Genomic DNA, 12,354 nt, shown 5'->3' on the forward strand with positions numbered 1-12,354 from the left:
CACCTATGCCACGGCCCATGGGCTGGCGGGCCGGGCGCTGCAGGCGGCCGACTATGCGGCCTACGCCATGGTCTATGGCGAGGGCGGCCACGGCGCCGTCACGGACCGGGAATCGTTCGAGCCCGAGTACCAATGGCAGGCGCGCTGCCTGGCCTCGCTGGCGCAGGCCGCTCAGCAGCGCACGTAGCACCAGGCCGACTGCTGCAGCAGGGCCAGTGACTCGATCCCGCCCTGCGGCAGCACGCGCATGCCGGCAGGCGCCTCGCGGCCCAGCTTCCTGAGCGTGTTCGGGCAGACCAGCGCATGGGCCAGGGCGGCCGCATCCAGATGCTGCGGCGTGCCCGGCGCAGCGTCCAGCAGCGCCTCGACGGCCGGGCCGTTGATGACGATGCGGACTTCGGCACCGGGCCGGTCCTGGCGCAGATTGGCCAGATTGCTGCGTGCACGGGCCAGGGCGCCGGGTGTGGGCGCATGCAGCACGATGCGCAGCGGCGACGCATCCGGCCGGGCGGGGAACAGGTCGCTCCAGTCGCTGGAGGCGGTGGAAGCGGCGGGAGAACGGCTTGTGCTCATGGTCGTCCTCGTCATTTCCTGCCACGCGGCCCCATGACCTCTTCCAGCAGGCCCGGCGGCAGGCCGGTGCGCACCTGCACCAGCCCCTTGTCATCCTTCCAGACCAGGGCCGGCGTGGCACGCAGGCCCCAGGTGGACATCAGCGAGGCATGGTTGGCCAACACCTGCCGCGTGGCCTGCGGCACCGGGGCCAGCGGCGTGGCGCCCGCGCCCTCTGCGCTGGCGCGGCCGGCCTTGGCATAGGCGCGTGCGTGCTCGGCCAGGGCCTGCTCGGGCTGGCGCGTGGTCAGCAAGGCGGCGGCCTTGCCCTCGCTGCTGGGCTTGAGGATGCCCACCAGAATGTGGCGCAACTGCACCTGGCCGCTCTCCACCCAGGGTCGGGCATCGTTCCACAGCTGGTTGCAATAGGGGCAGTTGGGGTCGGTGAACACATAGACCGTGCGCGGCGCGTCGGCGCGGCCATCCGGTATGGACTGGGCGCGCTGCACATCGCCCCACAGCTGCTCGCCCATGGGCTTTTGCACGGCGGCCTGCAGGGCCTGGGCGTTCACGTCGCGGCCCTGGGCGTCGATCACCGTGCCCAGCACCCAGTGCTTGCCGTCGGGCATGCGGTAGATGGGCACGGGCTGGCGGTCGCGGTAGGCGGCCCAGGCCTTGAGTCCGCCCACGGCCGGCAGCGGTCCCACCAGGGTCAGTCCCTGCTGGGCCAGGAAATCCTCCGATGGCAGCTCGGACGCCGCAGCCGGCAGGGCCAAGGCTGCCGACAGGGCCAGGGCTCCTGCCAGTGCAGGCAGGGGGAACAGGGGGGAAGCGCTCATGAACATTCCTTCAGATGCTGGGCCAGGCTGGCGCGCGACAGCTCGCCCATGCGCATGCCGCACAGCCGGCCGTCGGCGCCATAGAAATAGGTGGAAGGCAGGCCCCGCTGGCGCCAGTGCCGGCCGGCCTGCTGCTGCGGGTCGAACAGCACCTGGGCCAGCGGCAGCGGGGCTGCTGCCTGCTCGCGCCGCAGGTAGCCCGTCACGGCCTCGGCTGACTCGCCCTGGTTGATCCAGATGAAGCGCACATCGGGCCGCTGCTGCTGGGCCTGGGCCAGCACCGGCATCTCGCGTCTGCAAGGCGGGCACCAGGTGGCCCAGAGGTTGATCACCATGGGCTTGCCATCGGCCTGCTGCAGCTGCTGCAGCGAGACCGGCTGCGCCTGCCCGTTGACCAGGGTGAAGGCCGGCAGGGCCGGTGCATCTGCGGAGGGCAGCGCCTGCAGCAGGCTGCCCGGCACCAGCAGGGCAGCCCCCCGCGCCCAGCGCCAGCCCTGTGGCGCGGCGCAGCACCGGGGAGCGGCGGCTGCGCCACAGCATGTACAGCAGCGCGGCCAGCAGGCCGGCCCAGAGGTTCCATCCCCCGTCGCGGATATCGACGACACGGCCTGCGAAGGCCGGCATCCCGCTCCAATCCCAGGGGGCCGGCGCGACCTCGGTCCACCACTGCGCGACATAGGCCAGGCGCGCCGCCAGCAGGCCGGCCAGGGTGCTTTGCCACAGCAGCGCATCCACGGCCTGGCCCGTGCGCCTTTCATTCCTGCGCGCCAGCCACTGCGCCAGCAGCCAGGCCAGCATGGCCACCACCACGCCCATCGGCAGGACCAGCGGGCCCAGCGCCAGGCTGGCAGGCAGGTGCAGCCAGGCGCCCAGCGCCGATAGCGCTGACGGCCCGCCAGGCTCTGCCGGTCCGGCAAGACCAGGCGAAGGCGCCAGCAGCAGGCCGGCAAGCAAGGGCAGGAAGGACGAAAGAAGAGGGGATGACCGGAGATGCATGGGCAAGGAGTTTCAGCCATGCAGGCTGACAGGTCGTGGATGCTGGCAGCGGGGAATTAACGGGGGGTTAACGGCCTCATGGCCTCACGGCCTCACCTGGCTTGCCGGGCGGCAGCGCCACCTCATGCGCTCGCAGGAAAAGGATTTTCTGCAATCGCAAGAAAATCCATCTCATGGATCGAGGGTCAGAACTTATTCCAGAGTGCTGCAAATACGCTGGAAAAAATCACAATGAAGATGGAAATTTTGAAAGCCAACCTGTTTTCCGATGGCATGCAGGGTCGCACCATCTTGTATTTGAAAGTGAGCATGATGGCGAAGAGGATCAGGGCGCCCACGACGGCAAGCCCTATTTGAAGTTCATTCATTGCATTTCTTTCCATTCAGCGGGATATGGGGGCGAGAGCTATGCAGCCCCTTGGGAGGCAAGGGTTGAATTGTGCATTGGTGATTGCAAGATCTACTGCAGTAAATCGCCGGGAGGATTCTGAAATCTTCCAGGATTTTTCTTAGTTGCCATAGGACTGGTCCTGCGTTTTTTCAGATTTTTGAATAGCCAATTATTTTCTGAAGAACCCAAGAATTGCGTTTTGCTCTCAGTCCCTGAAAGTCCCATGGGCACATGGCTGCAAAGCGAGCTGGCGGCCCGAACGTCGCGCCAACGCCTGGCCGCATTCTTGTACGCGTGCCTGCGAGATTCGGCATGCTGGCGCACACCTCGCTACAAATCTGCGATGCTCAGTCGCTTTTCGTTCCCGACTTGGATACAGACGGCGGGGCCTGGCGCCAGGCCCTGCGGACAACAACATGCATGTTCTCTTGGTGGAAGACAACGCGCTGGTGGCCAGCGGCGTGCGAGCCGGCCTGCAGCTGCAGGGCTTTGGCGTGGATACCGTGGCCTCGGCCGGGCAGGCGGATGCGGCCATCCGTTCCTCGCATTTCGATGCCTGTGTGCTGGACCTGGGCCTGCCGGACGAGGATGGTCTCTCGCTGCTGGCGCGCTGGCGCGGCCAGGGCCTGCAGGTGCCCGTGCTGGTGCTGACGGCGCGCGATGCCGTGTCACAGCGCATCGAAGGCCTGCAGACCGGCGCCGACGATTACCTGGTCAAGCCCTTTGACCTGCACGAACTGGCGGCGCGCCTGCATGCGCTGCTGCGCCGCGCGGCCGGCCGCAGCGTGGACTGGATCGAGCTGGGCGAGGTGCGCATCAACCCCGCTGCCGGCCACATCCAGCGCCAGGGCCGCACGGTGGAGCTGTCGCGCCGCGAGTGGTCGCTGCTGCGCGCGCTGCTGCAGTCGCCGGGCCGCATCCTGAGCACCGAGCAACTGCGCGACAGCCTCTACGGCTACAGCCAGGACGTGGAGAGCAATGCCGTCAACGTGCATGTGCACCACCTGCGCCGCAAGCTGGGCCATGAACTGGTGGAGACGGTGCGCGGCGAGGGCTATCGCCTGGGCCTGCACCCATGATGCGCAGCCTGCGCGTGCGCCTGCTGGCATGTCTGTGCCTGGCGCTGTGCACGCTGTGGGGCGGGGTGGCGGCCTGGATGTTCTCGGACATGCGCAACGAGCTGCGCACCGTGCTGGATGACCGGCTGATCGCCTCGGCGCGCATGGTGGCAGGCATCGTCCACCAGTTCCGGCCTGCCCGGGAGCTGCCGCAGGACTGGAGCCCCATGCTCAACGTGATCGCGCGCGACGGCGTGGCCTGCGAGGTCAGCCTGGTGCGCGGCGAGGTCCAGCCCGTGCGGCCCGAATCGGCCCTGCCGCAGGTGCTGGCCAAGACCGAGGGCAGTCCCGTGTTCCCGCAGAGCATGCCGCTGGGCTTCTCGACCATCATCAAGGGCGGCAAGCCCTGGCGCACCTATGTGCTGGAGGACCACGGCGTGCGCATCGCCACGGCCGACCGCATCGATGTGCGCGAGGGCCTGATCCACGGCTTTGCCTACACCATCGTCCTGCCCTTCGTGCTGGCGCTGCTGGCCAGCATGGGGCTGATGTGGTGGGCCGTGACCCAGGGCCTCAGGCCGCTGGAGGCCCTGCGGCGCGAACTGGCGCGCCGCCCGCCCGGCGACGACTCGCCCGTGGCCCAGGGCCTGCAGACGCGCGAGCTGGCGCCGCTGGTGGGCACGCTCAACCAGCTGCTGCACCGCGTGCGCGCCGCCATCGACCGCGAGCGCCGCTGGAGCGACGACGCCGCCCATGAGTTGCGCACGCCGCTCACCGCCATCAAGACCCATGTGCAGGTGGCGCAGATGGCGCTGGCGGCGCCCGGCATGCCTGCCGGCCTTCTGGCCGCGCCGCCCGGCTCCATGGCCCGCGATTCGCTGGCCCAGGCGGGCGAGGGCGTGGAGCACCTGCAGCACACGCTGGAGCAATTGCTGCTGCTGGCGCGGCTGGAGCAGCATGAACCTGGCGCTACCTCCGTGCTGGCCTGCGGCGATGCGCCTGCCGATGCGCTGCAGGCGCTGGACAAGGCCTGGCAACTGGCTGTGAATGCCGTGAGCGCCCAGGCCCCAGCGCCCGCGCTGCGCACATGGCTGGACAACGGCCAGCCCGTGCAGGACTGGCCTCTGGCCATCTCCGAGCCCCTGCTGGTCTCGGCCCTGCGCAATCTGCTGGAAAACGCCCTGCGCCATGCGCCGCAGCATGCCGTGGAACTGGCCGTGCGCCCCATTGGCGCCATGCCGGGCAAGACACAGCAGCCGGGCACAGGCTATGTGGAGTTCACCGTGGCCGACCACGGCCCGGGGCTCAGCGCCGAGGAATGCGAAGAGGCCACGCGGCGCTTTTGGCGCAAGCGTCCCCAGGAGCATGGCAGCGGCCTGGGACTGCCCATCGTGCAGCGCATCGCCGAATGCGCAGGCGGCTGCCTGCTGCTGCAGCCGCGCAGCCTGTGGCGGCCCGAGGAAGGCCAGGCCAGCGGCCTGGTCGCGCGCCTGTCCCTGCCGCTGGCGGACGGCCCGGGCCCGCAGGCCCCGGCCCCCGGCCCGTTAACGCCGGCCCATTAACGCCGGCCCATTAACGCCGGCCCATTAACGCCGGCTTAATCTCGTTTCCGTATCGTGCGGGCCTGGCTGGCCAGCCCTGCGGGCATTGCGCCTTGCGGGGCGGCGGCCGGTATCCCTATTCGATCCTGTCCGCCGCAGCCGCGCGCTCCTCGGTGCGTGGCGCGGACGCATGGCAGGGCAAATGCCTCTTCCCACGATGATCCGCATGAACAAACAGACCCTGTCCCGGTCGTGCATCGCCATCGGCATCTGCATGCTGATGGGCAGCGCCTGGGCGCAAGACGCCGCGCCCAAGGCACCAGCGCCCGCAGCAGCGCCCACAGCTGCGGTGCAAGGCAGTGCAGCAGCCGGCCAGAAAATCGCCCAGTCGGGCACGCCCCAGGGTGCGGCGGCATGTGCCACCTGCCACGGCGCCAAGGGCGAGGGCATGGCGGGCTTTCCCGCCCTGGCCGGCCAGCACGCCGGCTATCTGGCGCGCCAGCTCCAGCACCTGGCCGACGGCAGCCGCCAGGCCCCCGTGATGGCGCCCATGGCCAAGGCCCTGTCGGCCCAGGACCGTGCCGACGTCTCGGCCTATTACGCCAGCCTGCCGCTGCCCATCCAGCCCGTGCGCGGCCCCCTGCCCAAGGGCAAGGACGATGACGGCGCCTGGCTGGTCGAGCGCGGCCGCTGGGCGGACGGCATTCCCGCCTGTGCCCAATGCCACGGCCCGGGCGGCGTGGGCGTGGGCGCCGATTTCCCGGCCATCGGCCACCTGACGGCCGACTACATGCAAAGCCAGGTCGCCGCCTGGAACAAGGGCCAGCGCGAGGCTGGCCCGCTGGGCCTCATGGGCAAGGTCGCGCAAAAGCTCACGCCCGCGGACATCCAGGCCGTGGCGGCCTACTACGCCCGCCTGCATGGCACCAGCTCCAGCACCAGCACCGCAGCCACGGCCTCCGCGCCAGCCAAACCCTGATGGACCGGGAGCCGAACATGTCCGACACACAACCCACCCGCGCCTCCAAAAACTCCAATACCGCCGAGTACGTCGTCGTCGCCTGCCTGTTCGCCGGCCTGGCGGGCGCGCTCGCCTATGGCATGTACATCAGCCAGCCAGACATGCCACCTGCGCCGGCCCGCGTGGGCGCGGTCCCCGCTGCGGCTGCCACCGCAGCCAGGGTCGATGCAAACGCGAATGCCCAGGTCACCTCCCAGGCCGTGAAAGTGGCTGCCGACGGCGAAGCCTTCACACCCCCCGGCGCCCGCGACATTCCCGACACGCCCATGGGCGAGTGGATCCGCCGCGGCGAGGCCATCTTCCTGCGCACGCCGGCCAACGCCGTGGGCTTTTCGGGCAACACCCTCAACTGCGTGAACTGCCACCTGGACGCAGGCCGGCTCAAGGGCGCCGCACCCATGTGGGGTGCCTACCCGCTGTACCCGGCCTACCGCAAGAAGACCAACCACGTGGACACCTTCGCCGAGCGCGTGCGCGGCTGCTTCATGTACAGCATGAACGGCAAGGCCCCCGATGACGGCCACGACATCCTCGTGGCGCTGGAGGCCTACGCCTACTGGATGGCCCAGAAGGCGCCCACGGGCGAGAAGCTGCCGGGTGCGGGCTTCACCAAGGTGGGCAAGGCCGCGCAGGAGCCCAGCTTCGAGCGCGGCGCCAAGGTCTACGAGGCCAAGTGCGCGCTGTGCCACGGCGTGCAGGGCCAGGGCCAGGAAACCGGCGGCGTGACCGTGTTCCCGCCGCTGTGGGGCAAGCAGTCCTACAACTGGGGCGCGGGCACGCATGAGGTGGACAAGGCCGCCAGCTTCATCAAGGGCAACATGCCCTACGGCAACCCCACGCTGGATGACCAGGAGGCCTGGGACGTGGCCACCTACATCAACAGCATGGAGCGTCCCCAGGACCCGCGCTTCACCGGCAACGTGGCCGACACGCGCAAGCAGTTCCACGACACGCCGTTCTCGCTGTACGGCACCGAGGTCAACGGCCGGCTGCTCAAGGGTCTTTGAGCAGGTCGGACAGGCAACGGCAGGCCGGGCGCAGGCCTGCGTTGCCGTACATGGCAGGGCGCTGACGGCCACCCTGCAAACGCATCTGCGCCGGTGCGGCCTTTGCACCAGACGGCGTACGGTCATCGGTTTGACGGCCGGCATTTCATGATTTAATAAGAATCATTCTCACTGATTTGCCAGCGCATCCGGCTTGCACCGCAGCACACCGCCTTGCCGGCAAGCCAGGCCCGTGCCGCACAGGGCCATGCGCAAAGGCCTTCGCGCGACCACCGCGCAATGCTCAGGTTTGCCGAGGAAACCATGACCCAGACCTTGGACGACATTCAGCAACTGGCGCATGAGCACCAGGTGCTGCTGCGTGGCTACGGCCACGCCCAGTTGCGCAGCAGCGAGCTGCTGTGCCTTCAAGCCCAGGAAATAGAGAGGCTGCAAAGGCTGGTGATCCGCCAGCGTGCGGCCTTGATGGCCAAGGAAACCCAGCTGCTGTGGGCGCGCGAGGAGCGCGAGGCGCTGGAGAAGGCCATTCCCGGCCTCTCGCGCCGCGTCACGCTGGCACGGCGCGTGGAGTCGCTGCTGGTGCGCGTGCAGGACCTGCTGCGCGAGCGTGCACGCTGGCAGCGCCAGACGGCCGCGCCCCTGGCCCAGCCCGCCATGCCTGCGCGGGAGCCCGAACAGGACGCCGAGGCCTTCGAGGCCAGCCTGCGCGAGGCCGATCTGGTGATCTGCCAGACCGGCTGCCTGAGCCACGGCGAGTACTGGCGCGTACAGGACCATTGCCAGCGCACGGGCAAGACCTGCGTGCTGGTGGAGCAGCCCGATGCGCTGCGCATTGTCCGCATACACCGGGGTGCCGAAGGCGGCGACAACCCCGCCATGACACTGACACACGGAGACACCACCGCATGACACGCAGCAAGATGCCCCTGAGCCCGGGCGGCGAACCCGAACTGCGCAGCGTCGGCCTGAAGGCCACGCTGCCGCGCATGCAGGTGCTGGAAATCTTCAGGCAGAGCGCATCGCGCCACCTGCATGCCGAGGACGTGTTCCGCCTGCTGGCCGAGCGGCGCGCCGAGGTGGGCCTGGCCACCGTCTACCGCGTGCTGTCGCAGCTGGAGGCCGCAGGCCTGCTGCTGCGCCAGACCTTTGAAAGCGGCAAGGCGGTGTTCGAGCTCAACGAGGGGCCGCACCATGACCACCTGATCTGCCTGCAGTGCGGACGCGTGGATGAATTCAGCAACGACCACATCGAGGCGCTGCAGCACCAGGTGGCCCAGGCCCACGGCTACCGCCTGGCCGACCACCGCCTGGCCCTGTACGGCCATTGCGGCGCGTGCTCGCAGCTGCCACCCGAATCACCGGCACAGCCCGTGCAGGCAAGACAGCCTGCGCTGCAGGACAACGAATGAGCACCAACGACAGATCCCTGACTCCCGAGCAGCGCGCCGCGCTGGACCTGCTGATGTCGCGCCAGTCACGCTGGCCGCTGCAGGAGCCGGCGCCCGGCCCCGGCGTGATCGACACCGTCATCGACGCGGCCTTGCGCGCCCCCGACCACGGCCAGCTGCGCCCCTGGCGCTTCGTGCTGGTGCAGGGCGATGCGCGCCATGCGCTGGGCGAGGTGTTCGTGCAGGCCGCCAAGGCGCGCGATCCCCAGGCCGACGCCGAGCGATTCCGCGCCAAGGCCCTGTCCGCCCCGCTGATCATCGCGCTGGGCGTGCACCTGCAGCCCGAGCACAAGGTGCCTGAAAGCGAGCAGCTGCTGGCCGGTGGCGCTGCCGCCATGAACATGCTCAACGCCCTGCACATCCTGGGCTTTGGCGGCTTCTGGGCCAGCGGTGCCAACAGCCACGATGCGCGCGTGCGCGAGGCCCTGGGATTCGAGCCCCATGACCGGCTCGTCGGCCTGCTGTATGTGGGCACGCCCGTCTCGTCCGGCCGCGAAGCACTGCGGCCGCCGCGCAACCGCTTTGTGCGCGAATGGCAGCCCGGGCAAGACCTGGCCCTGTCCTCCAGCGCGGCCGACGAAGGCTGATCCTGGTTCCCAGAAACAAGGATGCCCGGCTTGACCGGGCATCTTTCATTGCGGCTGCTCAATCGGCCTAAGCCGCCGTCTCGACCGACTTCAACTGGTAGATGGCATAGAAGTGCACGCCAAAGGTCCAGCGGAATGCCGGCCCCACCAGCGAGTAGGGCGGGCCGTAGCCTTCCATCACCTGGTGCGCGGCCACCAGCTGCAGGCGCGGATGGGCTTGCGCCAGATCGGCCTCGCGGCGCAGGCCCCAATGGAACTGGGCCTGGGTGAGCCGGACCGAGGGGTGCTGGCTTGCGCGCCCGGCGGCCAGCCAGCACATGGCGTCGAACACCAGTTCCGAACCCGGCGGGCTGCATTGCGCAAACGTGGTCCACAGCGCCTGTATCTGCTCTTTTTGCAGGTACATGGAAACGCCTTCGGCCATCATGAAGACGGCAGGCCCTGACCTGTCGGCCGGCAGTCCCAGCCGCTGCCACCAGTCGGCGTCGGCCAGGTCGAATTCACGGATCTCCTGGCGCTCCGATTGCCAGGGCAGCAACCGCCTGCGCAGTGCAACGACCGGCCCCAGGTCCGCATCCGTCATGTGCATCTGCCCGTTGTCCAGCCATTGGAAATAGTCGCTGAGGCCGCAGCCCAGGTTCACGACATGGCCCTGCGGCTGGCGCCGGAGAAAGTCCTGCGCCAGCGCGCGAAAGCAGTGCGTGCGCGCCAGCACGCCGTAGATGCTCTGCCTGTCCTGAAGCCAGCGGCTGCCGTCGTCGCCCAGCTGGGTCAGCGTGTCCAAGGCATGGGCATCGCTGACGGCCATGCCCGGAAACAGCCGGTCGCCCAGTGCGCGGGCGGTCAGCGGAATGCGCAGCGTCTCGCTGACGTCGGACAGTTTTTCCTGCCGGGGCGTGGAGGGCGGCGCATCGGTGAAAGCCGGGCCGGCCGACGGTGCAAGAGGTTCGGGCATTGCTCGCTCCTGTGGTGCGCTGCAGGCCAGCATGCCAGGCCTGCGCACGTCATGAACCAGTTAACGGAAATCATTCATATTGGTTTGATGCAAGGCTGCCACGGCACGACACGTGACGCTGCCATGGCCATCATGCGCGAAGTCCGTTCAGAACCGGCAGTCCGCAGTCTGCACCAGTTGCGCAAAGGCGCCGCCCAGCGTGCGGTTGTGGTGGCCGATGATGAGCTCGGCCTGCAGCAGCGGCGAATCGGTGGTGGTATGGGCATCCGCCACCAGCACCGGGCGAAAGCCCAGGCCGGCTGCGGCACGGCAGGTGGTGTCCACGCAGAACTCGGTCTTCATGCCGGCGATGACCAGTTCGGCAATGCCGGCTTCGGCAAGCCAGGTGGCCAGGCCGGTGCCCTCGAAGCAGCTGGGCCGTGTCTTGTCGAAGACGCGGTCCCGCTGTGCCTCGATGCCCAGCTGCGGCAGCAGTTGCGTGAGCGGGCTGCCCGGGGCGATCGGCGAGCCTGCAGGGCCGGTGTGGCGCGCAGCGAAGATGGGCGCGCCGGCTTCACGGGCGCGGGCGATCAGTTGTCCGGTGTTCGCCAGCACGCGGTCCTTGTCGAACGGCGCATCGCTGCCGTTGAAAAGACCTTGCTGCATGTCGATGACGAGCAGGGCACGCCGTGGGCCGTCCGGTGCGGCCGTCGAGGAGGAAGCGGCGGAAGGGGCGGAAGGGGAAATCTGCATGAAGTCTCTCCGGTGATGCCCTGGATGCACGGAGAAACGCAAAGGCCCCGACCATCGTGGGCGGGGCCTTGGGGGATGGTGGCTGCCTTGCGGCGCTCAGGTATCCGTCCACGGTCCGCCGTTGGCGGTCGTGGTGGTGGTCGTGAGGCGGTGCGTGGCAAAAACCATCCGCGCATCCTGAGGCCGGCGATGCGGCCTGTCAACCCTTGCGTGCGCGGGCCTGGCCCTCACGACTTGTTGACCTTGTGGTCCTCGCCCTTGGCTTCTTCCATGGCCTCGGGCTCCAGCTCCTCGGCGGAGCGGTTGAGGTGGATGAAGGCGCCCCAGCCCAGCAGCAGGACACCCACGGCGCTGACCAGGGCGGCGGGGTAGAGCAGGTGGGCGGGTTCTTCCTGCGTCTTGAAGGCGGCGACCAGGGCCTCCACGGCCAGCGCGACGACCAGCACCACCAGAAAGCGCGAGAGAAAGCGGCGCACGCGCGTGGGGCCGCTGATGTGGGCCTCGCGTATGACTTCCTCTTCGGTGATGGTCTGGGCGATCTGCAGTGCAACCACGCCGGAGGCCAGGATGCCCAGCGCCTCGACGATGCGCAGGCCCGATTCGCCATCCACGCCATGCGCCATGGCGTTCCAGCCCTTCAGGCCCGCGATCCAGAGCAGGGCCACGGCGGCCAGCGAAAACAGCAGCGCGATGAGGGCGTGCAACACGGTGAAAAGGGTATGGATGGCTTTCATGGCAGAGGGCGGAGAGTGGGCCGTGGCGCATGTTTCCACGGCGCCGGCGCGCCGCTTGTAGGAAGCGGCGAACAGCGGTGGACAGGCGGCCTGCCTGTCTGCGGTTCACGGGCATGGATAGAATCCGAAGACCATGTCCAGATGGTTCATCGCGGTTTTCTCCCTGCACTTCGTCGTCAGCGTGGCCTTGTCCACGCTGGGGCTTGCGCCATGGCGCGCCCTGCCGCACGAGCCATGCGAGCCGCCCGGTGTCCACCCGCGCGCGGCCTGCGCCGGCCCGGAGCGCGCGGCGGCGCCGCGGGTGGACACGGTGTCCCTGCTCGATGACTTCGACCACGCGCTGATGGACGATCAGCAGGACCTCCCCGATGTCGTGCACGCCGTGGACGGCATGCCGGCACCCCGCCTGCAGGCCGGGCGCCACATCACCGCCAGCCTGCGCGAAGGCCCTTGGCGCAGCCTGGCCCCGCCCGACCGGCCTCCCCGGGCAGCC

Annotated in this window: 15 protein-coding genes and 1 pseudogene; 9 read left to right on the forward strand and 7 right to left on the reverse strand. The window is 68.9% G+C overall.

What is annotated here, in order from left to right; genetic code table 11:
- Positions 1–187: hypothetical protein (locus tag ACYVTD_RS06375; RefSeq protein ID WP_461246953.1), on the forward strand; the 187-nt coding region annotated here is incomplete at its 5' end.
- On the opposite strand, the gene ACYVTD_RS06380 is transcribed toward ACYVTD_RS06375, so the two are convergent.
- The 4 genes and pseudogenes from ACYVTD_RS06380 to ACYVTD_RS06395 all read right to left on the reverse strand — a co-directional run.
- The gene (locus tag ACYVTD_RS06380; protein ID WP_012206045.1) at positions 172–573 is read right to left on the reverse strand and encodes a DsrE family protein; all 402 of its coding nucleotides are present in this window, start codon (positions 571–573) and stop codon (positions 172–174) included. The two genes, ACYVTD_RS06375 and ACYVTD_RS06380, sit on opposite strands and share 16 nt — an antisense overlap.
- Positions 574–584: 11 nt before the next feature.
- On the reverse strand, positions 585–1,397 hold the full coding sequence (dsbG, locus tag ACYVTD_RS06385; protein ID WP_461246955.1) for a thiol:disulfide interchange protein DsbG: 813 nt from the start codon (positions 1,395–1,397) through the stop codon (positions 585–587).
- Positions 1,388–1,852, reverse strand: a complete 465-nt coding sequence (locus ACYVTD_RS06390) for a TlpA family protein disulfide reductase (protein WP_461246956.1) — start codon at positions 1,850–1,852, stop codon at positions 1,388–1,390. Before ACYVTD_RS06390 ends, dsbG begins: the two co-directional genes overlap by 10 nt.
- Positions 1,853–1,916: 64 nt before the next feature.
- Positions 1,917–2,387: pseudogene (locus ACYVTD_RS06395) on the reverse strand (prolipoprotein diacylglyceryl transferase family protein); the annotation flags it as partial.
- Between the two features lie 807 nt (positions 2,388–3,194).
- Between ACYVTD_RS06395 and ACYVTD_RS06400 the strand changes: the two are divergent.
- From ACYVTD_RS06400 to ACYVTD_RS06430, 7 genes are all read left to right on the forward strand, one after another.
- Positions 3,195–3,857, forward strand: coding sequence for a response regulator (locus ACYVTD_RS06400; RefSeq protein ID WP_012206042.1), 663 nt, complete (start codon positions 3,195–3,197; stop codon positions 3,855–3,857).
- Positions 3,854–5,398, forward strand: a complete 1,545-nt coding sequence (locus ACYVTD_RS06405) for an ATP-binding protein (protein ID WP_461246954.1) — start codon at positions 3,854–3,856, stop codon at positions 5,396–5,398. The genes ACYVTD_RS06400 and ACYVTD_RS06405 overlap by 4 nt, the downstream gene beginning before the upstream one ends.
- 169 nt (positions 5,399–5,567) lie before the next feature.
- The gene (locus ACYVTD_RS06410; RefSeq protein WP_012206040.1) at positions 5,568–6,356 is read left to right on the forward strand and encodes a c-type cytochrome; all 789 of its coding nucleotides are present in this window, start codon (positions 5,568–5,570) and stop codon (positions 6,354–6,356) included.
- Positions 6,357–6,373: 17 nt separating this feature from the next.
- On the forward strand, positions 6,374–7,405 hold the full coding sequence (locus tag ACYVTD_RS06415) for a c-type cytochrome (protein WP_012206039.1): 1,032 nt from the start codon (positions 6,374–6,376) through the stop codon (positions 7,403–7,405).
- 303 nt (positions 7,406–7,708) lie between these two features.
- The gene (locus ACYVTD_RS06420; RefSeq protein WP_013802042.1) at positions 7,709–8,314 is read left to right on the forward strand and encodes a DUF2325 domain-containing protein; all 606 of its coding nucleotides are present in this window, start codon (positions 7,709–7,711) and stop codon (positions 8,312–8,314) included.
- Positions 8,311–8,814 carry a ferric iron uptake transcriptional regulator gene (gene fur / locus ACYVTD_RS06425; protein ID WP_012206037.1) on the forward strand — a complete coding sequence of 168 codons (504 nt, stop codon included), beginning with the start codon at positions 8,311–8,313 and terminating at the stop codon, positions 8,812–8,814. Before ACYVTD_RS06420 ends, fur begins: the two co-directional genes overlap by 4 nt.
- Positions 8,811–9,440, forward strand: a complete 630-nt coding sequence (locus ACYVTD_RS06430) for a nitroreductase family protein (protein WP_012206036.1) — start codon at positions 8,811–8,813, stop codon at positions 9,438–9,440. Before fur ends, ACYVTD_RS06430 begins: the two co-directional genes overlap by 4 nt.
- Positions 9,441–9,507: 67 nt before the next feature.
- On the opposite strand, the gene ACYVTD_RS06435 is transcribed toward ACYVTD_RS06430, so the two are convergent.
- The 3 genes from ACYVTD_RS06435 to ACYVTD_RS06445 all read right to left on the reverse strand — a co-directional run bounded on the left by ACYVTD_RS06435 (position 9,508) and on the right by ACYVTD_RS06445 (position 11,861).
- Positions 9,508–10,395 (reverse strand): class I SAM-dependent methyltransferase, encoded by an 888-nt coding sequence (locus ACYVTD_RS06435; RefSeq protein ID WP_012206035.1) that lies wholly within the window; start codon positions 10,393–10,395, stop codon positions 9,508–9,510.
- A gap of 147 nt (positions 10,396–10,542) precedes the next feature.
- Entirely contained in the window at positions 10,543–11,127 is a 585-nt protein-coding gene (locus tag ACYVTD_RS06440; RefSeq protein ID WP_012206034.1) for a cysteine hydrolase family protein, read from the reverse strand.
- A gap of 227 nt (positions 11,128–11,354) precedes the next feature.
- The gene (locus ACYVTD_RS06445) at positions 11,355–11,861 is read right to left on the reverse strand and encodes a hypothetical protein (protein WP_012206033.1); all 507 of its coding nucleotides are present in this window, start codon (positions 11,859–11,861) and stop codon (positions 11,355–11,357) included.
- A gap of 133 nt (positions 11,862–11,994) precedes the next feature.
- On the opposite strand from ACYVTD_RS06445, the gene ACYVTD_RS06450 reads away from it, so the two are divergent.
- Positions 11,995–12,354 (forward strand): hypothetical protein (locus ACYVTD_RS06450; protein ID WP_012206032.1); only part of this gene is annotated, 360 nt, incomplete at its 3' end.

Source organism: Treponema sp. R6D11 (assembly GCF_054786075.1).